General features: G+C 71.3%; 18 protein-coding genes and 1 tRNA gene. 14 read left to right on the forward strand and 5 right to left on the reverse strand.

Features of this window, described 5'->3' with window-relative positions; all coding sequences use genetic code 11:
• The first annotated feature begins 34 nt into the window (after window positions 1–34).
• From J8G10_RS13910 to J8G10_RS13920, 3 genes are read left to right on the forward strand one after another with little or no spacing between them, the layout of a single operon-like run.
• Window positions 35–2,422 carry a DNA polymerase III subunit gamma and tau gene (locus J8G10_RS13910; protein WP_251446006.1) on the forward strand — a complete coding sequence of 796 codons (2,388 nt, stop codon included), beginning with the start codon at window positions 35–37 and terminating at the stop codon, window positions 2,420–2,422.
• A 22-nt stretch (window positions 2,423–2,444) separates the two neighbouring features.
• Window positions 2,445–3,038, forward strand: a complete 594-nt coding sequence (recR, locus tag J8G10_RS13915) for a recombination mediator RecR (RefSeq protein ID WP_251446009.1) — start codon at window positions 2,445–2,447, stop codon at window positions 3,036–3,038.
• Window positions 3,035–4,045 carry a DMT family transporter gene (locus tag J8G10_RS13920; RefSeq protein ID WP_251446012.1) on the forward strand — a complete coding sequence of 337 codons (1,011 nt, stop codon included), beginning with the start codon at window positions 3,035–3,037 and terminating at the stop codon, window positions 4,043–4,045. Before recR ends, J8G10_RS13920 begins: the two co-directional genes overlap by 4 nt.
• Here the strand turns inward: J8G10_RS13920 and J8G10_RS13925 are convergent.
• Window positions 4,011–4,484 carry a DUF2871 domain-containing protein gene (locus tag J8G10_RS13925; protein ID WP_251446014.1) on the reverse strand — a complete coding sequence of 158 codons (474 nt, stop codon included), beginning with the start codon at window positions 4,482–4,484 and terminating at the stop codon, window positions 4,011–4,013. The genes J8G10_RS13920 and J8G10_RS13925 overlap by 35 nt on opposite strands.
• Before the next feature lie 95 nt (window positions 4,485–4,579).
• Here J8G10_RS13925 and J8G10_RS13930 point away from each other — a divergent pair, with 95 nt between their 5' ends.
• The 8 genes from J8G10_RS13930 (at window position 4,580) to J8G10_RS13965 (ending at window position 13,704) form a co-directional block, all read left to right on the forward strand.
• On the forward strand, window positions 4,580–5,893 hold the full coding sequence (locus J8G10_RS13930) for a sensor histidine kinase (RefSeq protein WP_251446017.1): 1,314 nt from the start codon (window positions 4,580–4,582) through the stop codon (window positions 5,891–5,893).
• On the forward strand, window positions 5,890–6,507 hold the full coding sequence (locus tag J8G10_RS13935; RefSeq protein WP_251446020.1) for a response regulator transcription factor: 618 nt from the start codon (window positions 5,890–5,892) through the stop codon (window positions 6,505–6,507). Before J8G10_RS13930 ends, J8G10_RS13935 begins: the two co-directional genes overlap by 4 nt.
• A gap of 124 nt (window positions 6,508–6,631) precedes the next feature.
• The gene (locus J8G10_RS13940) at window positions 6,632–7,918 is read left to right on the forward strand and encodes an aspartate kinase (RefSeq protein WP_251446023.1); all 1,287 of its coding nucleotides are present in this window, start codon (window positions 6,632–6,634) and stop codon (window positions 7,916–7,918) included.
• Between the two features lie 260 nt (window positions 7,919–8,178).
• Window positions 8,179–9,243 carry an aspartate-semialdehyde dehydrogenase gene (locus J8G10_RS13945; RefSeq protein ID WP_251446025.1) on the forward strand — a complete coding sequence of 355 codons (1,065 nt, stop codon included), beginning with the start codon at window positions 8,179–8,181 and terminating at the stop codon, window positions 9,241–9,243.
• 125 nt (window positions 9,244–9,368) lie between these two features.
• A complete protein-coding gene (gene mqo, locus J8G10_RS13950; protein ID WP_292884021.1) occupies window positions 9,369–10,829 on the forward strand; it encodes a malate dehydrogenase (quinone) in 1,461 nt (486 codons plus the stop codon).
• 9 nt (window positions 10,830–10,838) lie between these two features.
• Entirely contained in the window at window positions 10,839–11,441 is a 603-nt protein-coding gene (locus tag J8G10_RS13955; protein WP_251446027.1) for a thymidine kinase, read from the forward strand.
• Between the two features lie 262 nt (window positions 11,442–11,703).
• The gene (locus J8G10_RS13960) at window positions 11,704–12,429 is read left to right on the forward strand and encodes a FadR/GntR family transcriptional regulator (RefSeq protein ID WP_251446029.1); all 726 of its coding nucleotides are present in this window, start codon (window positions 11,704–11,706) and stop codon (window positions 12,427–12,429) included.
• A gap of 15 nt (window positions 12,430–12,444) precedes the next feature.
• Window positions 12,445–13,704 (forward strand): alpha-hydroxy acid oxidase, encoded by a 1,260-nt coding sequence (locus tag J8G10_RS13965; protein ID WP_251446031.1) that lies wholly within the window; start codon window positions 12,445–12,447, stop codon window positions 13,702–13,704.
• A gap of 28 nt (window positions 13,705–13,732) precedes the next feature.
• On the opposite strand, the gene J8G10_RS13970 is transcribed toward J8G10_RS13965, so the two are convergent.
• Window positions 13,733–14,485, reverse strand: a complete 753-nt coding sequence (locus J8G10_RS13970; protein WP_251446033.1) for an HAD-IIB family hydrolase — start codon at window positions 14,483–14,485, stop codon at window positions 13,733–13,735.
• Window positions 14,486–14,639: 154 nt separating this feature from the next.
• Here J8G10_RS13970 and J8G10_RS13975 point away from each other — a divergent pair.
• Window positions 14,640–14,716: transfer RNA gene (locus J8G10_RS13975), tRNA-Pro, on the forward strand.
• 84 nt (window positions 14,717–14,800) lie between these two features.
• On the opposite strand, the gene J8G10_RS13980 is transcribed toward J8G10_RS13975, so the two are convergent.
• The 3 genes from J8G10_RS13980 to J8G10_RS13990 are packed head-to-tail and all read right to left on the reverse strand — an operon-like array spanning window position 14,801 to window position 19,037.
• Window positions 14,801–15,457, reverse strand: coding sequence for a Pr6Pr family membrane protein (locus J8G10_RS13980; protein ID WP_251446035.1), 657 nt, complete (start codon window positions 15,455–15,457; stop codon window positions 14,801–14,803).
• A gap of 5 nt (window positions 15,458–15,462) precedes the next feature.
• Entirely contained in the window at window positions 15,463–16,398 is a 936-nt protein-coding gene (locus J8G10_RS13985) for a metallophosphoesterase (protein ID WP_251446041.1), read from the reverse strand.
• Window positions 16,399–16,400: 2 nt separating this feature from the next.
• Window positions 16,401–19,037 carry a transglycosylase domain-containing protein gene (locus J8G10_RS13990; RefSeq protein ID WP_251446044.1) on the reverse strand — a complete coding sequence of 879 codons (2,637 nt, stop codon included), beginning with the start codon at window positions 19,035–19,037 and terminating at the stop codon, window positions 16,401–16,403.
• A gap of 74 nt (window positions 19,038–19,111) precedes the next feature.
• On the opposite strand from J8G10_RS13990, the gene J8G10_RS13995 reads away from it, so the two are divergent.
• Together J8G10_RS13995 and J8G10_RS14000 are read left to right on the forward strand one after the other, a co-directional pair.
• Window positions 19,112–19,336, forward strand: a complete 225-nt coding sequence (locus tag J8G10_RS13995) for a DUF4177 domain-containing protein (RefSeq protein WP_251446047.1) — start codon at window positions 19,112–19,114, stop codon at window positions 19,334–19,336.
• Complete coding sequence (locus tag J8G10_RS14000; protein ID WP_251446050.1) at window positions 19,333–19,791, forward strand: RidA family protein; 459 nt, start codon at window positions 19,333–19,335, stop codon at window positions 19,789–19,791. Before J8G10_RS13995 ends, J8G10_RS14000 begins: the two co-directional genes overlap by 4 nt.
• The last annotated feature ends 71 nt before the right edge of the window (window positions 19,792–19,862 follow it).

The following is a 19,862-nucleotide window of genomic DNA, read 5'->3' on the forward strand; positions in this document are numbered from 1 at the left end:
TCCGAATGTCGCAGGCACGCTCTAGGCTTGTCGGGTGAGCACAGCCCTGTACCGCCGCTACCGGCCCGAGAACTTCGGGGAGATGATCGGGCAGTCGCAGGTGACCGATCCGCTCATGACGGCGCTGCGCGGCGACCGCGTGGGACACGCCTACCTGTTCTCCGGCCCGCGCGGCTGCGGCAAGACCACGTCGGCGCGCATCCTGGCGCGCTGCCTGAACTGCGCCGAGGGGCCGACCGACGTGCCCTGCGGCGTGTGCCCGAGCTGCGTCGAGCTGTCCCGCGACGGGGGCGGCTCCCTCGACGTCGTCGAGATCGACGCGGCCAGCCACAACGGCGTCGACGACGCGCGCGACCTCCGCGAGCGGGCGACGTTCGCGCCCAGCCGCGACCGCTTCAAGATCTTCATCCTCGACGAGGCACACATGGTGACGCCGCAGGGCTTCAACGCGCTGCTCAAGCTCGTCGAGGAGCCGCCGCCGCACATCAAGTTCATCTTCGCGACCACCGAGCCCGAGAAGGTGCTCGGCACGATCCGCTCCCGCACGCACCACTACCCGTTCCGGCTGGTCGCGCCCGCGGCGATGCTCGAGTACGTCGAGAAGCTCTGTGCCGAGGAGGGCGTGACCGTCGCCCAGGGCGTGCTGCCCCTCGTCGTGCGCGCCGGCGGCGGATCGCCCCGCGACACGCTCTCGCTGCTCGATCAGCTCATCGCCGGCTCCGAGAACGGCGAGGTGGCGTACGAGCGCGCGGTCGCGCTGCTCGGCTACACGCACTCGGCGCTGCTCGACGAGATCGTCGACGCGCTCGCCGCGGGCGACGCGGCGGCGGCGTTCCCTGCGGTCGACCGCGTCGTGCAGACCGGACAGGATCCGCGTCGCTTCGTGGACGACCTGCTCGAGCGGCTGCGCGATCTCATCGTGATCGCCGCCGTCGGCGACGCCGCCTCGGCGGTGCTGCGCGGCGTGCCCGAGGACGAGCTCGTCCGCATGAGGGCGCAGGCCGCGACCTTCGGCGGTCCCCGGCTGTCCCGTGCGGCCGACCTGGTGAGCTCGGCGCTGGACGACATGACGGGGGCGACCTCACCGCGACTGCACCTGGAGCTGCTGGTCGCCCGGGTGCTCACCGCGCTCTCCGGCGGCGCGGAGAGCGCGCCGACGCCGTCCGCGACCGCCCCGGCGTCCGCCGCTCCGGCTGCTGCTCCCACGCCCGCCGTCGCCGAGCGGCGTGCCGAGGCGACCGCACCCGCCCCGACGACCGCGCCTGCGCCGAGGGTCGATCCGCCCGCCGAGGCGACTGCGCCGTCCGGAGGTCGGCCCGCCGAGGCGACTGCGCCGTCCGGGGCCGCCGACCGAGGACGCGAAGCGCCCGAGCCGAACGGCGTCGCCCGCGACGGAGACGGTGCGACCGCACGTCCGGACGCTCCGCAGGCTCCGGCCGCTCCCGAGCCGGCTCCGGCGGCCGGGCCGATCGACCTCGACCGGGTCCGCGCCGTCTGGCCCGCCGTGCTCACCCGCCTGGAGCAGATCAGCCGCGGATCCTGGCTGGTCGTCACGGCCGTCCAGCCGCTCGCCTACGACGCGGCCTCGGAGGTGCTCACCCTCGGCTTCCCCGGCCCGAACGACGTCGCGCGATTCAAGGGCACGTCGCCCGGCAACGGCCCCTCCGATCATCTGCGCACCGCGATCGAGGCCGAGCTCGCGGTCACGGTGAAGTACCTTCCGGCCCCGCTGCCCAGCGCGGATCCGGCGGGCGTCGAACGGAACTTAGCCGAGAGCGGGAAGGCCCCGCGCCCCTCCGACCAGATCCCCGCCGAGCGCGGATCCGCCCCTTCGGCCCCGTCCGCTCCGCGTGCGTCCGCCCCGGCTTCGGCGCCAGTCGCTCCGCGCGCGTCGGATCCGGCCGCCTCGGCAGCCCCGGTCACCGAGTGGGCCGTCGCGGCGATCCCGCAGGGCGATCCCGCGGCCGAGACCGAGAGCGCGCCCTCGGCAGCGGCGCCGTCCGCCCCGTCCGCTCCCGCAGCGCGGGTGGGCCAGTTCCCCGTGGACGAGGAGCCGGCCGACGTCGAGGCGATGCCGGCATCCGGCTGGTACGAGCCCGGGCACGACGGCGACGTCCTCGACGACGAGCCGCCGTTCCCCGATGACGCGGACGCACCGGGGCCCGATGAGGATCCGGATGCGCATCGCATCCCGGCGCCCGCGATGGCCGCGGCCCCGCGGACGACGGGTCCCGCTCCGGCGGCCCCTGCGCCCCGGCCGGATCCGGCGCCGCGCGCGGCGGCGGCCCCCGTGGTCGTCGACCGGGCTCCGCGCTCCGGGGTACCGGGGGTGCAGCGGTACGGCGAGGCCGTGGTGCGGCAGGTGCTCGGTGCGACCTTCCTGCGCGAGGAGCCGTACGAGCCGCAGACCAGATTCCAGTGACGACCGATAAAGGACCATCGAGATGTACGACGGCATCGTCCAGGAGCTGATCGACGAGTTCGGCCGCCTGCCGGGCATCGGCCCGAAGTCGGCCCAGCGCATCGCCTTCCACATCCTGCAGACGCCCTCCTTCGACGTGAAGCGGCTCGCCGAGCTGCTCACCGAGGTGCGCGAGCGGGTGCGCTTCTGCGAGATCTGCGGCAACGTCGCGGAGCAGGAGCGCTGCGCGATCTGCCGCGACCCGCGTCGCAACACCGCGCTCATCTGCGTCGTGGAGGACGCGAAGGACGTCGCGGCGATCGAGCGCACCCGTGAGTTCCGCGGGCTCTACCACGTGCTCGGCGGCGCGATCAGCCCGATCGCCGGCGTCGGCCCCGACGACCTGCGCATCGCGCAGCTGATGACCCGCCTCGCCGACGGAACGGTGCAGGAGGTCATCCTCGCCACCAACCCGAACCTCGAGGGCGAGGCGACGGCGAGCTACCTCAGCCGGCTGCTCGTGAGCATGCAGATCACGGTCTCGCGCCTCGCCTCCGGCCTCCCCGTGGGCGGCGACCTGGAGTACGCGGACGAGGTGACGCTGGGCCGCGCCTTCGAAGGCCGGCGCGTCCTGTGAGCGCCATCGGCTTCAGCCGTCGCGGCTGGCTGCTCTTCGGAGCCATGTGCCTCCTCTGGGGCGTGCCGTACCTGCTCATCAGCGTGGTGGTCGAGTCGTTCTCGCCGCCGGCGATGGTGGCCGGCCGCACCCTGATCGCGGCTCTGCTCCTGCTCCCGTTCGCGATCCGCAGCGGCGCGCTCCGGGCCGCGTGGAAGCTCTGGCCCTGGGTGCTCGCGTTCGGGCTCGTCGAGATGGCGGGACCGTTCCTCCTGCTCGGCCACGCGGAGCAGTCGCTGCCGTCGGGGCTGACCGGTCTGCTCGTGGCCACGGTCCCGCTCTTCGCCGCGCTCATCGCCCTCGGCGGCGGCGACCGCGCCGTGCTGCGCCCCGCACGGCTGATCGGGCTGCTCGTCGGGTTCGTCGGCGTCGGCGTCGTGGTCGCCGGTCCGGGTCTGACGGGCGGCAAGGTCGACCTCCTCGCCGCGGGGGAGGTGCTGCTCGTCGCGGTGCTCTACGCGACCGCGCCGTTCATCGTCGCCCGCAAGCTCGGCGATGTGCCCTCGATCGGCACGATCACCCTCGCACTGCTGTTCATCGGGATCCTCTACCTTCCGGTCGCCCTGCTCACCCAGCATCAGGTCCCGACGGTGCCGTCGATCGCGGCGCTGATCGCCCTCGGCGTGATCTGCACCGCGATCGCGTTCCTCGCGTTCTTCGCGCTCATCAAGGAGGTGGGCCCGGTGCGCGCGCCGCTGTTCACCTACGTCAACCCGGTGATCGCGATCATCCTCGGCGCGATCGTGCTCGCCGAGCCGCTGACCGCCGGCCTGCTCGTCGGATTCCCGCTCGTGATCATCGGATGCTGGTTCGCCGGCACCGGCGGACGCCTGCGTCCGAAGGCGGCGGTCGACCGGGCCGCGGTGGAGCTGACGGCCGAGCCGGTGCCCCCGGTCGCGGCGGACGCGCGCGGCCCGGAGTCCCCGTCCGAGGTCAGGAGGACCGACGGATCCCCTTCCACAGGGTGATCAGCAGCAGCACGAATCCGGCGCCGATGAGGATGTGCCCGGTGCCGGCGATCCCGGAGATCGCCTTGGACGCCTCCGCCTTCTGGACGTCGAGGATGCCGTGCCAGGTCATCATCGCGCCGGTCAGCAGCACCCCGGCGTTGTAGATCCAGAAGAACCAGCGGAACAGGCGGCTCGCCGAGAGCGTGAACAGCTTCTCCAGGGCGAGCACGATGAGGGTGACGAGGGCGCCGAGGGCGAGGAGATGCGTGTGCACCAGCGCGAGCTGCCCGCTGACGCCGTTCGGGAAGCCCTGCGCCTTGGTGAACTCGCGGTAGAAGAGGCCGGCGGCGAGGCCGAGGGCGATCCAGGTGACGGTCGCGACGAAGAGCTGCGCGAGCGCGCGCCGCGAGGCGTCGGGCGCCGTGGCACGGGCGGTGAGGTCGGAGGAGGAGGTCATGGTCCCAGCCTCCCGGGCTTCGGCGGGCGGCGGATCCATCGAAGGATCGATCCTGAGCGGGTGGGATCCGCGTCGTCACGGGGGAGAATCGGATCATGAGCACCGCGCCCGCCTCCGCCCGTCGGCGGATGCTGCGCGGCGCGCGGTTCGCGCTGCACCTCATCACGGTGGTGCTCGTGGTCGTCACGACCGTCCGCGCGGGGGTCGAGGGCGCGCTGCTGCCCGTGCTGCTGGCCGCCGCGGTGTACCTCGCCTGGTACGGCGCCGGTGCGGGGCTCGCGCACAAGCACGCGGCCGGGTGGTGGATGCTCGGCCTGGTCGCGATCTGGATCGGGATGCTCGTGCTCTCGCCGGAGTTCGTGTGGCTCGCGTTCCCCCTGCTGCTGCTCGCCGGTCATGTGCTCCGCCTGCCCTGGTCCGCGGTCTTCGTGGCCGTCGTGCTGGTCGCGTCGATCGTCGCGCCCTGGCTGCACCCCGGCGGCGTGCAGCACGGCACGGCGCTCGCGCACCTCATCGGCCCGCTCGTCGGCGGCGGGTTCGCGTTCGCCGTCTCGCTCGGCTACGACGCCATGCTCCGGGATGCGGCCGAGCGCGAGCGTCTCATCGATTCCCTGCTGCGCGCGCAGCGCGAGGCGGCGCAGCTGCACGACGAGCTCGCGGCCACCCAGCGCGAGGCCGGCGCGACGCGCGAGCGCACCCGGCTGGCCCGTGATCTGCATGACACGATCGCGCAGGAGCTCAGCACCATCGTGATGCTCGCCAGGACCGACGCCGAGACGCCTGCGGGCGAGGCGCGGCCCGACCGCACCGCGCTGATCGAGCAGCTGGCGCAGCATTCGCTCACCGAGCTGCGCCGCATCGTGGCGGCCCTCGCCCCCGCCGACCTGGACGAGTCCGCCCTGGCGGCGGCCCTCGCCCGCATGCTCGACGCCCTGCGCGAGGAGACCGGCGTCACCGGGACGCTCGAGGTGGATCCCGACCTCCCCGCGCTGCCGACGCCGGTCGAGGTCGCCCTGCTGCGCGTGGCCCAGTCGGCGCTCGCGAACGTGCGCCAGCATGCGAAAGCACGGACCGTCCGCGTCGCGCTGACGACGGGCGGCGGATCCGTGCGCCTGCGGCTCGAGGACGACGGCGTCGGGTTCGACCAGGATGTGCGGCCCTCCGATGCGTCCTACGGTCTCGCCGCGATGCGCTCGCGGCTGCGCGAGGGCGGGGGAGAGCTCGCGATCCGCTCCGCACCCGGCGCCGGCACCACGATCGAGGCGACCCTGCCCCTCGGCTCCGGCTCCGGCTCCGGCTCCGGCTCTGGCACCGGCTCCGGCTCGGGCGCCGGAGCCGCGGACGACGGCGCCTCGGGTGCCGGAGCCGCCGCCGACGGCACCCCCGGCGCGATCGGAGGAGCGGCATGACGGTCCGGCTGATCATCGTCGACGACCACCCCATCGTGCGCGCCGGGATCCGCGCGGTCGTCGAGGCGCGCGGCTTCGACGTGCTCGCCGAGGTCGGCACCGGTGAGGAGGCCGTCGAGGCCGCCCGCCGTCTCCGCCCCGACGTGGTGCTGTGCGACCTGCGGCTCGGCGACGGGATGGACGGCGTCGCCACCACGGCGTCGCTGCGGGCGCTGCCGGATCCGCCCGCGGTGCTCATCCTCACCACGTTCGACCACGACGCGCAGATCGTGCGCGCGGTGGAGGCGGGCGCCGCCGGGTACCTGCTCAAGGAGGTGGGCGTCGACATCATCTCCCGGGCGATCGTCGACGCCGCGGCCGGCGCCAGCGTGCCCACCCCCGGTGGCGACGAGCGCCTCGTGGCCGCGCTGCGCGCGCCCCGGGTCGAGCTCACCGCGCGGGAGCAGGAGGTCCTGGCGCTCGTCGCCGAGGGGCTCAGCAACCGCGAGATCGCGGTGCGCCTGTATGTCGCCGAGGCCACGGTGAAGACGCACATCGTGCACCTGCTCGACAAGCTCTCCGCCGACAGCCGCACCGGGGCCGTCTCGGAGGCCCGCCGGCGCGGCCTGCTCTGAGCCGGATCCCCGGGGCTGTCGCTCGCTCCGGCGGGCCGTCACATACCGGTTCGGGCATGAAGGCCGCTCGTAGAATGACCTCTGGTGCGCCGCCTCCGGCGCCCGGCATCCCCAGGAGTGATCCGTGGCCCTCATCGTGCAGAAGTACGGCGGCTCGTCCGTCGCCGACGCAGAGAGCATCAAGCGCGTCGCCAAGCGCATCGTCGACACCCGTCGCGCCGGCCACGATGTGGTCGTCGCGGTGAGCGCCATGGGCGACACCACCGACGAGCTGCTCGACCTCGCCGCGCAGGTCGCGCCGATCCCGGCGCCGCGCGAGCTCGACATGCTGCTCTCCAGCGGCGAGCGCATCTCGATGGCGCTGCTCGCGATGGCGATCCACTCGATGGGCTTCGACGCCCGCTCGTTCACGGGTCCGCAGGCGGGCATGCGCACCGACAGCCGGCACGGATCCGCGCGCATCGTCGAGGTCACCCCGACGCGCCTGCGCGAGGCGCTCGACGAGGGTGCGATCGTCATCGTCGCCGGCTTCCAGGGCATCAACGACGACACGCAGGACATCACGACGCTCGGCCGCGGCGGATCCGACACGACGGCGGTCGCGCTCGCGGCGGCCCTCGACGCCGACGTCTGCGAGATCTACAGCGACGTCGACGGCATCTTCACGGCGGATCCGCGAGTGGTCCCGCTCGCGCACAAGCTCTCGCACGTGTCAAGCGAGGAGATGCTCGAGCTCGCCGCCAACGGCGCCAAGGTGCTCTACATCCGCGCCGTCGAGTACGCACGCCGGCACGGCGTCCTGATCCACGCCCGTTCGACCTTCACGGCGAACGAGGGCACCTACGTTCTGGGCGAGGGCATGAAGAACCCCCGCGAAACCGAGGGAGAAGCCATGGAAGAGCCGATCGTCGCCGGTGTCGCCACCGATCTGAGCCAGGCCAAGGTCACGGTCGCGGGCGTGCCCGACGTCCCGGGCAAGGCCGCGGAGATCTTCAAGATCGTCGCGAAGTCGGGCGCGAACGTCGACATGATCGTGCAGAACGTGTCGGCCGCCTCCACCGGCCGCACCGACATCTCGTTCACCCTGCCGAAGTCCGATGCCACGGCCGCGCTCAAGGCGCTCGCCGCGGAGCAGTCCGAGGTCGGCTTCGAGAGCCTGCTGCACGACGACCAGATCGGCAAGCTCTCGGTCGTCGGCGCCGGGATGCGCACGCACTCCGGCGTCTCGGCGATCCTCTTCGAGGCGCTGTCCACCGCGGGCGTGAACCTGGAGATGATCTCGACCTCGGAGATCCGGATCTCGGTCGTCGTGCGCGGCGACGAGCTCGCGGATGCGGCCCGCGTCGTGCACGCCGCCTACGGACTGGACGGCGAGGTCGAAGCCGTCGTCGCCGCCGGAACCGGCCGCTGACCCGACGCTCCATCGCGGACCCCGGAGCCCTCGCTCCCGTCGCGAGAACTGTCGCTCCGAGCGTCGGAAAGCGGCAGAAACTGCGACGGGAGCACACTCGGGTCCGGCCCGCGGAGATCGCATCCTCGCGGAACCGATAGAATCGCCCAAACCCTGACACCGGCGCCAGGCGCGGACAGCTCCGCCATACCCGGCGACCGCGCCTCCGCCTCGTCCGCCGTCCGGCATCCGCCGCGGCACGAAGCTGAGGAAGCATCCCCATGACCCGCATCTCCGACTCAGGATTCTCCGTCGCCATCGTCGGCGCCACCGGCCAGGTGGGCACCGTCATGCGCGACATCCTCGCGGAGCGTTCGTTCCCCATCCGCGAGCTGCGCCTGTTCGCCTCGGCCCGCTCTGCGGGCACGGCGATCGACTTCGGCGGGATCCCGGTGATCGTGGAGGACGTCGAGACCGCGGATCCGGCCGGTGTCGAGATCGCCCTGTTCTCCGCGGGCGCCACCGCGAGCCGCGCCTACGCGCCGCGCTTCGCCGCCGCCGGTGCCACCGTCGTCGACAACTCCAGCGCCTGGCGGATGGACCCCGAGGTCCCCCTCGTGGTGAGCGAGGTCAACCCCGAGGCGATCGCGGACGCCCCCAAGGGCATCATCGCGAACCCCAACTGCACCACGATGGCCGCGATGCCGGTGCTCAAGGCGCTGCACGCGGAGGCGGGGCTCGAGCGCCTCATCGTGAGCACCTACCAGGCCGTGAGCGGATCGGGTCTCGCCGGGGCCCAGGAGCTGCTCGGCCAGGTCGAGGGCGTGCTCGCCCAGGGCGACACCCTCAAGCTCGTGCACGACGGATCCGCGCTCGACTTCCCGCAGCCGGAGAAGTACGTCGCGCCGATCGCGTTCGATGTCATCCCGCTCGCCGGATCCGTGGTCGACGACGGGCTCAACGAGACGGACGAGGAGAAGAAGCTCCGCAACGAGAGCCGCAAGATCCTCGGCCTGCCGGACCTCCGCGTCGCGGGTACGTGCGTGCGCGTGCCGGTGTTCACCGGGCACTCGCTGTCGATCAATGCGGAGTTCGCGAACGACCTCAGCCCGCAGCGCGCGTACGACGTGCTCGCCGCGGCCCCGGGCGTCGTGGTCGAAGAGGTGCCGACGCCGCTGTACGCCGCCGGCAAGGACCCGAGCTACGTCGGCCGGATCCGCGCCGACCAGTCCGCGCCGGAGGGCAAGGGCCTCGTGCTGTTCATCAGCAACGACAACCTGCGCAAGGGCGCCGCGCTGAACGCGGTCCAGGTGGCGGAGCTCGTCGCCGCGCGGCTCGGAGCCTGACGCACCTCGGCTCCGGCGCCGGATCCCCTCGTCGCAGGCGTGTCCTGTACGACGTGGCGAATGTCCGGCGCCGGATGGCCGTCTCGGCGAAGAACTCGACTCTCGCGGGCAACTAGACTGATCGAGTGACTGAATCCGTCGACGTCGTCCTCATCGGCGGTGGCATCATGAGCGCCACCCTGGGAACCCTGCTGCGTGAGCTGCAGCCCGACTGGAAGGTCGTCGCCTTCGAGCGGCTGAGCGACGTCGCGGAGGAGAGCTCCAACGCGTGGAACAACGCGGGCACGGGCCACGCGGCGCTGTGCGAGCTCAACTACATGCCCGAGGGCAAGGACGGCACGCTGGACCCCGCGAAGGCGATCGGCATCAACGAGCAGTTCCAGCTCAGCCGTCAGCTCTGGTCGACGCTCGTCGACCGCGGCGTGCTCGACGCGCCCACGACCTTCATCAACTCCACGCCGCACATGACGTTCGTGCGCGGCCAGAAGGACGTCGACTACCTGCGCCACCGCTACGAGGTGCTCAAGGAGCAGCCGCTGTTCGCGGGGATCGAGTTCAGCGAGGACTCGCGCGTCATCAACCAGTGGGCGCCGCTGCTGATGGAGCAGCGCCGCAAGGGCGAGCCGTTCGCCGCGACGCGGGTGCCCAGCGGCACCGACGTCGACTTCGGATCCCTCACCCGCCAGCTGTTCGACCACCTCGCCGAGGACGACCGCTTCACGCTGCTGCGCAACCACGAGGTGCGCAAGCTGAAGCAGCAGAAGGACGGCACCTGGAACGTCCGCTACCGCAATGCGATCGGGCACACCCCGGGCCAGCTCAACGCGAAGTTCGTGTTCGTCGGCGCGGGCGGCTGGGCCCTCAAGCTGCTGCAGGGATCCGGGATCGACGAGATCAAGGGCTACGGCTGCTTCCCGATCGGCGGCCAGTGGCTGAAGACGTCGGATCCGGCGATCGTCGCCAAGCACCAGGCCAAGGTCTACTCGCAGGCGCCCGTCGGCGCGCCGCCGATGTCGGTCCCGCACCTCGACACCCGTGTCGTCGACGGCGAGACCAGCCTGCTGTTCGGTCCGTTCGCGACGTTCAGCCCGAAGTTCCTCAAGCAGGGCGGGATGCTCGACATCGTCACCCAGGTGCGCCCGCACAACCTCGGCAGCATGCTCAAGGTCGCGTTCACCAACTTCGACCTCATCAAGTACCTGGTCAGCGAGCTGCTGAAGACCCACCACCGGAAGGTCTCGACGCTGCGCGACTTCATGCCCACGGCCCAGGACGGCGACTGGGAGCTGCTCCAGGCCGGCCAGCGCGCTCAGGTCATGAAGGGCGGCAAGCTGCAGTTCGGCACCGAGGTCGTCGCTGCGGCGGACGGCACGATCGCGGGTCTGCTCGGCGCCTCCCCGGGCGCCTCCACGGCCGTGCCGGTGATGCTGGACGTGCTGCAGCGCTGCTTCCCGGAGCAGTACGGCGCCTGGGAGCCCAAGCTGCAGGAGCTGATCCCGACGCTCGGCGAGAAGCTCAACGACTCCGCCGCCGACGCGCGCGCATCCATGGGCGCCACGGCGAAGACGCTCGATCTGACGGCCTGATCCCGCGCCGTGGCCAAGCTGTACTTCCGCTACGGGGCGATGAACTCCGGCAAGTCCACGGCGCTGCTGCAGGCGGCGTACAACTACGAAGAGCGGGGCCAGCGGGTCCTGCTCGCGAAGCCGGCGATCGACACCAAGGGCGCCAGCCAGATCGAGAGCCGCCTGGGGATGACCCGCGAGGTCGACTTCCTCATCGCCGCGGGGCAGAGCGCGCGCGAGGTGTTCGGGCAGGAGCGCACGAAGGCGCGGGAGGGCGGATCCGACATCGCGTGCCTCCTCGTCGACGAGGCGCAGTTCCTCGAGCCGTGGCAGGTCGACGACCTCTTCCGCATCGCGGTGGAGGACGACATCCCCGTGCTCGCCTACGGGATCCGCAACGACTTCCTCACGCACGCGTTCCCGGGGTCCGGGCGACTGCTCGCGATCGCGCACACGCTCGAGGAGCTGAAGACGATCTGCCGGTGCGGGCGCAAGGCCGTGTTCAACGGACGGCGGATCGGCGACCGGTTCGTGTTCGACGGGGATCAGGTCGCGATCGACGGCGTCGCCGTGGCCTACGAGTCGCTCTGCGGACATTGCTACCTCCAGGAGTCCGGCGGACGCCTGGGCTGAGCGCCTCCTCGCTGCTCGAGGTCGTCGAGCGGACACGCCCGCACGCCCGTCCTCTCTGGGGCCGTTGAGCGAACACGCGCGAAGCGCGAGTGAGACGAAACGCGGCGCTCTCGCAGGTCACCGCGTTTCGTCTCGGTCGGCTTCACCGTCCTCGCTCAACGACCCCGTTCTTGCGTGGGGTCCGCGATCAACGACCCCGGATGCGCCGTCTTGCGTGGTCTGACCACACGCCCTAGGCTGTGGTCTGACCACAGGAGGATGCATGCCCGACCGCAGCGACGCGCCCGCGCGCACCTGGCGCACGGTGCTGCAGCACGTCGAGCGTCGCCTGCTCGACGGAGAGCTCGGCCCGGGGGATCGACTGCCCAGCGAGCGCGACCTCGCGGCGGAGCTCGGCGTCGGCCGATCGAGCGTGCGGGAGGCGATCCGCGTGCTCGAGGTGATGGGCCTGATCCGCACCTCGACCGGATCCGGCCCGCAGGCGGGGGCGATCGTCATCGCCGCGCCCGGGGGAGGGCTGTCCGCGCTTCTGCGCCTCCAGGTGGCCGCTCAGGGCTTCCCGATCGCCGATGTGGTCGGAACCCGCCTCATCCTCGAGCAGGCTGTCGTCGCGGCCCTGGCCGCGGGCCGGCGGGACACGGCCGAGGCGCATCGGATCCTCGACGCCATGGAGGCCGAGCTGCCGGCGGCGGACTTCCTCGCGCTCGACGCGCAGCTGCATCTCGCCCTCGCCGAGGCGAGCGGCAACGCCGTCGTGGCGGCGATGATGACGGGCCTGCGCGACAGCATCGAGTCCTACGTGCTCTCGGGATCCGCCGGGATCCGCGACTGGGAGCGGATGGCCGAGCGCCTGCGGGCGGAGCACCGCGATCTCGTGCGCGCGATCGACGAGGGCCGCGCCGACGCGGCCGCGGCGCTCGTGCGCGACCACATCACCGGCTACTACTCCGCGACCGGCCTCGCCGGCGCGGCCGACACGAATCCCTGATCGGAAGGATCCCCCATGGTGAAGCGCCAGCTCCCCAACCCCGCCGAGATCTTCGAGCTGATGAGCTTCAAGACCCCGGAGCTCGACGGCACCAAGCGCCGCCTCGAGGGAGCGCTGACGATCTCCGACCTGCGCACGATCGCGAAGCGGCGCACCCCCAAGGCGGCGTTCGACTACACCGACGGCGCGGCGGAGGGCGAGCTGTCGCTGGCGCGCGCCCGGCAGGCGTTCGAGGACGTGGAGTTCCACCCGGGGATCCTCGCTCCGGCTCCCGAGCTGGACACGTCGACCACGATCCTCGGGGGACCCAGCGCGCTCCCGTTCGGCATCGCACCGACCGGATTCACGCGCCTCATGCAGACCGAGGGGGAGGTCGCCGGCGCCGGCGCGGCCGCCGCGGCAGGGATCCCGTTCACGCTCTCCACCCTCGGCACGACGTCGATCGAGGACGTCAAGGCCGCCAACCCGCACGGGCGCAACTGGTTCCAGCTCTACGTGATGCGCGACCGCGAGATCTCCTACGACCTCACCCGCCGCGCCGCCGAGGCCGGGTTCGACACGCTCATGTTCACGGTCGACACCCCGGTCGCCGGCGCCCGCCTGCGCGACAAGCGCAACGGGTTCTCCATTCCGCCGCAGCTGACCCTCGGCACGATCGTCAACGCGATCCCGCGGCCGTGGTGGTGGATCGACTTCCTCACGACGCCGAAGCTCGAGTTCGCGTCGCTGTCGACCACCGGCGGCACCGTGGGCGAGCTGCTCGACGCCGCGATGGATCCCACCATCAGCTACGACGACCTCGAGGTGATCCGCGGCATCTGGCCGGGCAAGCTCCTCGTGAAGGGCGTGCAAACGGTCGAGGACGCGATGCGGCTCAAGGACACGCACGGGGTCGATGGCGTTGTGCTGTCCAACCACGGCGGACGCCAGCTCGACCGCGCTCCGATCCCGTTCCATCTGCTGCCGCAGGTGCGCCAGGCCGTCGGCGAGGACTTCACGGTCATGGTCGACACCGGGATCATGAACGGGGCGGACATCGTCGCCTCGGTCGCGCTCGGGGCCGACTTCACGCTGATCGGACGCGCCTACCTGTACGGACTCATGGCCGGCGGGCGGCGCGGTGTCGACCGGACCATCGCGATCCTGCGCAGCGAGATCGAGCGCACGATGCGCCTGCTCGGCGTCTCGTCGCTGGCAGAGCTCGAGCCGCGCCACGTCACGCAGCTCACCCGCATGGTGCCGGTCGCTCCGTCGCTCGCCGCCGCCGTTCGCTGATGCCGAGCGCTGACGCCGTCGCGGCCGGTCAGAGCGTCGGCAGCAGCGCGTCGAGCTTGTCGGCCGTGTCCTGCCAGCCGTCGACCGCGACGCAGGGCACGCCGAGGGTCTTCACGGGGTAGTCGTTCCCGCCCTCGTCGAGGCGATCGCCGTAGAACAGCATCTCCGCGAACGGGATGCCGGTGCGCTCGGCCAGCTCGGTCATGCCGTAGGCCTTGTCGATGCCCGCGCGGGTGATGTCGATCGACGTGGATCCGCCGGAGCGCACCTCGAGATCGGGCACCCGGGGCGCGACGGCGTCGCGCAGCGCGGCGCGGCGCGATCCATCCGGATCCCAGGCCTTCTTCGCGTCGTGCGGAGCCTTCTGGCCGAGGGCCGAGAAGGTGATCTGCGAGCCGCGGTCCTCGAGGATCGGTCCCCAGGTCTCGCTCTCCCACAGGCCCAGCCGCTGGGCTTCCTCCTCGAGCGCGGCGAGGGCCGCGTCCTTCTGCGCAGGGCTGAGGTCGCGGGCGTAGACGAGCGAGAACCCGGATCCGTCGTGCGCGAGGTAGCGGGTGCCGCAGGTGGGCAGCAGGTGGATGCGCTGCAGGGCGGAGACGTCGGCGCCGAGCCGGGAGACCACCTGGGTGCGGAACTGCTCCTCGTTGCCGCCGGAGATGATCGCGACCTCGACGCGCTCCGCGAGGGCGAGGAGGAGGGCGGCGATGCGGGGTTCGATCGGGCTCTTGGAGGCGGCGAGGGTGTCGTCGAGGTCGAAGGCGACCAGGCGTGGCGTCGTCATAGCGCTTCCAGGATACGGGAGCAGCGGTCAAGGATGCTGGGGGATGCCCCGCGCGGGGTCACCGCCGCGCGGGGCGATCGTGCACCGCGCCACGCGCGGGCGCCGCGTCGATTCGCTCCCGCGTCCGTCTCCGTATAGACTTGAACGGTTGCCACGGGGTGTGGCGCAGCTTGGTAGCGCGCTTCGTTCGGGACGAAGAGGCCGCAGGTTCAAATCCTGTCACCCCGACCAACGAGAGAGGGACCGACCCACAGGGTCGGTCCCTCTCTCGTTGTCTCGTGGCGTCTGGCGGGGTCCCGGCGCAGGCCGGATCCGTCAATGATCCGTCCCGCGCCGCAGGACCACCCCGGGGAAGCGGCTCGCCGCCCACACGAGGACGCCCGCTGCCGTGAGTGCGCCGAGCAGACCGAGGACGGTCAGCGTCATCGCGGTCGCGCCGCGTTCGGGGAGCAGGAAGCCGTAGGGAACCCAGCCGTCGGTCGCGCCGCGCACGAGGACGACGGCGAGCCACAGCAGGGGATAGGGAGCGAGCACCCACAGCCGCGACCAGGGCAGGCATCGACGGTCTCCGATCAGCAGCCAGTCCAGAGCCATCAGCGTCGGAAGGACGGCGTGGAGGGTGAGGCTCACCCAGGCGGGAGCGGATCCGGTGCCCGGCACCACGGTGTTGTAGATCACCGCGACGATCAGCATGCACGCGGTGACGACGGCACGAGCCGGTGCGAGCCAGCGGGGCGTGCGTCGACCGGTCAGACCGAGTGCGCCGCAGGTCATGAGGACGAGTGCGGCGAGCAGGCTCGTCAGGTTCGTGAAGTACCCGAAGTAGTCGAAGGGGTTGTACCCGTGGGCTTCGCCGCCGATCGCATAGGTGTACAGCAGGATCACGAGGACGGCGAGGCCGACCAGTCCCCGTACGCCGCCCACCACGCGTGCTGCGGCCGGCCGGACGCGCTCCGGAGCGGCGGGGCGCACGTCGCTCAGTTCCGCGGCAGCAGCGTGAGCAGGGTGGCCTCCGGGCGGCAGGCGAAGCGGACCGGCGCGTAGATCGAGTGGCCGCATCCGGCGCTCACGTTGAGCGGCACGGTGCGCCCGGCGTGCGTCCAGGTGCTCAGCCCCTTCGCCTGTCGCAGCGGGATGTCGCAGTTCGCGACGATCGCCCCGAAGCCGGGGATGCACACCTGACCGCCGTGCGTGTGGCCGCCCAGGATCGCATCCGCGCCCAGGTCGGTGAAGGCGTTCAGTACGCGCTGGTAGGGCGCGTGCGTCACACCCAGCACGGGCACGTCGGAGGGGCGGGCGCCGAGGGCGTCGATCTCGGCCGGAAGGGCGTCCAGGTCGTCCCAGTGACGATGCGCGTCGTCCACGCCGAACAGGTCGATGCGCCGGCCCCCGACGGTCAGGGAGGCGGCGGTGTTGTCCAGATCCGTCCAGCCCAGCTCGTCGGTGAAGTAGGCGTCCATCGCGGCGGTGTCGAGCTTCGGCGCGGTGGCGACCCGCGCCGAAGGCCCCATGAAGTAGCGGAAGGGGTTGCGCGGCGACGGTGCGTGCACGTCGTTCGACCCGTGCACGAAGACCCCCGGAGTGCCGGCGAACGGCGCGAATGCGGCCCTGATGCCCTCGAGTCCGTGCTCGTGGCCGAGGTTGTCGCCCGTGTTCACGATGAGGTCGGGCCGCAGGCCGGAGAGGGAGGCGAGCCAGCGCTGCTTGCGATGCTGCCACGGCGCCATGTGCGCATCCGAGATGTGCAGGATCCGGAGCGGACGGGATCCGGTCGGCAGCGTCCGTGCGGTGGCGTGGCGCACCGTGAACAGGTAGCGCTCGATGCCGATGCCCCAGGTGGCGGCTGCGACACCGGCGGCCCCCACCGCACCGAGTGCGATGAGGGCCGAGCGGGTGGTGCGCGAGGGACTCATCCTCAGCAGTTCTTCTTCATGTAGTTGAGCGTGACCGACGAGCCCTTCGGCGCCGCCGTGCCCGCCGCGGGCACGGTGGCCGACACGGTTCCGGAGTCGTCGCCGTTGCCGGGCGTGCAGGTGCCCTTGGTCGCCTGGAAGCCCGCGGTCTTCAGCGCGTTCGCGGCGTCGCCCATGGTCATGCCGACCACGTTCGGGACCGCCACTCCCTGCCCGTTGCTCGGGCTGATCGTGATGGTGCTGCCGGTGACGACCTGGCCGGGACCCGGATCCTGCTGAGCCACCTGATCGGCCGGCAGGTTGCTCTGCACGGCGGCGCCGACGGAGACCGAGAACCCGGCGTCCTCGAGGGTCTGGGTCGCCTGATCGACCGTCATGCCGATGACGCTCGGCAGGTTGGTGTACGACTGCTTGAGCGCGCTCTGCTGCGGACTGGGGAAATCGCCCGCGGGGAACAGTTCGTCCGCGGCCCCCAGGATCTGACGCCCGAGGTAGTAGCGGATGTCGGGGACGTTGGTGTCGTGCGTGTAGAAGTCGTTGATGTCGACGTTGCCGTCGGCCTGACCCACCCAGATGCCGGTGGTGGACGCCGTCGAGGACGCCATGAGCATCGTCTGCTGGTTGTTGTGCGATCCGGTCTTGCCGATCAGCGGGGTGCCGTCGTCCGGGTTCGCACGCGAACCGGTGCCGCCGCCCGCCATGACGCCCTGGAGCGCATACGCGGCCCCTGCGGCGATCTCGGGCTTGATGACCTCGGTGCAGGTGGTCGGTGCGAGCGGGATGTCCGAGCCGTCCGGCCCCGTGATCTTGTCGATCGCGTGCGGATCGCAGCGGGTGCCGTTGTTCGCGATGGCGGCGTAGACGGCCGCCATCGAGATCGGGGCGATGTTCTTCGACCCGAGGACGCCGAACGGGGTCGGGCCCTCGAGGTCCACGGTGTCGGTGCCGGGGTAGTAGGTCGTCTCGTGGGAGTTGACCGCCTTCATGTCACCGGTGTGCACGCCCATCCGCGCCGCGACGTCGTTGATGTCGCAGAGGTCGAGCTTGGAGGCCATCGCCAGGAAGCCGCTGTTCAGCGACGCCGCGGTGAACTGCATCGGGGTGCCGACGTAGCCGCGCTGGTTCTGGAAGTTCCCGATCTCGGACGTGTCCGTGGTCATCGTGTCCGTGCCGCACTTGAACGTCATGCGCCGGTTGTTGCCGTCCACCGTCTCCCGCAGCGAATGGCCCTTCTCCAGCCAGTCGATGAGCGTGAAGACCTTGTAGGTCGATCCGACCGAGAAGCCGATGCCGCCGCCGTGCGCCTGGTCGGCCGCATAGACGATTCCGGTCTGGCCGGGGGGCGCGTCCTGCGCCTCGTTGAACGTCGTGTTCTGGGCGAGGGCGAGGATCTTGCCGGTCTTCGGGTCGAGGTTCACCGCCGCGGCGCCGAAGACCATCCCGTCGATCGTCGCCGTCGTGTTGTCGTGCATGGCCTGGACCGTCGCGGCCTGCATCGGTGCGGACAACGTCGTGTAGATATTGAGGCCACCGCGGTACAGCTTGTCGTTGCGCTCCGCGGACGTGGAGCCGAGGGCGGTGTTGAGCGACTCGTCGTTCTCCAGCGAAGCCTGGACGTACTTGCAGAAGTACGCGTTGTCGCCGGCGTCGGAGCAGCCGGAGCTCGGCGTCTTGATCGCGGGCGTGATCGGCTGGGCCTTGTCGGCCTCGTACTCGGCCTTGGTGATCTTGCCGAGCACCTCCATGCGGCTGAGCACGTAGTTGCGGCGCACGAGCGTGTCGTGATACCCGTCGGCCTGCGAGTTCTTGCAGTTGTTGCCGTCCTTGTCGCAGTCGTACGTGCCGCCGGGCAGATCGATGCGGAAGGCGTTGGGGTTCTGCACCATGCCGACGAGGGTCGCCGCCTGCACGGCGTTCAGCTGCGAGGCGGAGACGCTGAAGTAGCGCTGCGCCGCGGCCTCGATGCCGTAGGTCGTGCCACCGAAGTTCACCAGGTTCAGATAGCCGATGAGGATGTCCTGCTTTGAGTACTGCTTCTCGATCGCGGTCGCGTAGCGGATCTCCTGCAGCTTGCGGGCGATGCCGGAGCTGCCCACCGTCGCGGCCGCGTCCTCCCAGCACTTGGCGAGCTTGGCGTCGCGGTTCTTGTCGTTGAGCGGGACGCCCTTCTCGCAATCCTGCAGCAGCACGTTCTTGACGTACTGCTGGCTGATCGAGGATCCGCCGTTGGTCGCGGATCCGGTCACGTTGCCGACCACGGCCTTGATCGTCCCGGCGATGTCGATGCCGCCGTGCGAGTAGAAGTTCTTGTCCTCGCTGGACAGGAGCGCGTCGTACAGCACCGGGGCGACCTGGTCGTACTTCACCGGGATGCGGTTCTGGTCGTAGAAGCGCGCCATGACCTGGTCGTTGCCGGCCGCGTCCTTCGAGTAGATCGTCGTCGGCTGCATCGGACGGTCGACCTTGAGGTTGGAGGGCAGGCCCTCGAAGAGGTCGATCGACTGAGCGGCGGTGGCACCGGTCACGGCGAAGACCGGGGTGACGGTCGCCGTAACGAGCACACCGGCGACGACGCTGAGACCGACGAGGCCGGCCAGGCCGCTGAGCACACCGGTGAGCGTCCGTTTGGTCTGAGGCATACGCTTGATCGTAGGGGAGTTCCCTGAACGCCAACTTTGACGCGCCTGCGCGCGTCCGTCCCTCCGGGAGTGCCATGACCACGTGGGAATACCTCACGACACCGCTGCTCATCCACAACACCGCTGCGATCCTGAACAACTGGGGCAAGCAGGGGTGGGAGCTCGTGCAGGTCGTCACCGGGCCCGAGGGCGGGCTCGTGGCGTACTTCAAGCGTCCGGTCGGCGGCGATGCGGCCGCCAACACCGGCCTCGGTGCCGCCGCAGAGGCCGCCCGCCAGTTCGAAGGAGACAACGCATGACCATCGCTTCCCGCCTCGCCGAGCTCGGCATCGAGCTGCCCTCCGTCGCGGCCCCCGTCGCCGCGTACGTGCCGGCCCGCGTGCACGCCGGGCTGGTCTACACGTCGGGGCAGCTGCCGTTCGTGGCCGGATCCCTGCCCGCGACCGGCAAGGTCGGCGCCGAGATCTCGGCCGAGGACGCCCAGGCCCTCGCCCGGACCTGCGCGCTGAACGCTGTCGCCGCGGCGGCCGACGCCGCCGGCGGCGTGGACCGGCTCGGCGGCGTGCTGCGCGTCGGCGGCTTCGTCGCGTCCGCGCCGTCGTTCTCCGGTCAGCCCGGGGTGATCAACGGGGCGAGCGAGGTGCTCGGCGAGATCTTCGGCGATGCCGGCAAGCACGTCCGCGCCGCCGTCGGCGTCGCGGTGCTGCCGCTGGACAGCCCCGTCGAGGTCGACGTCGTCTTCACCCTCGCCTGACTCCCCTCCGGGGAAGACGAGACCCCCGTCCCGGATCCCTTCGAGAAGGGATCCGGGACGGGGGTCTCGTC

The organism is Microbacterium sp. USTB-Y, from assembly GCF_023703415.1.
Taxonomy (GTDB): Bacteria; Actinomycetota; Actinomycetes; order Actinomycetales; family Microbacteriaceae; genus Microbacterium.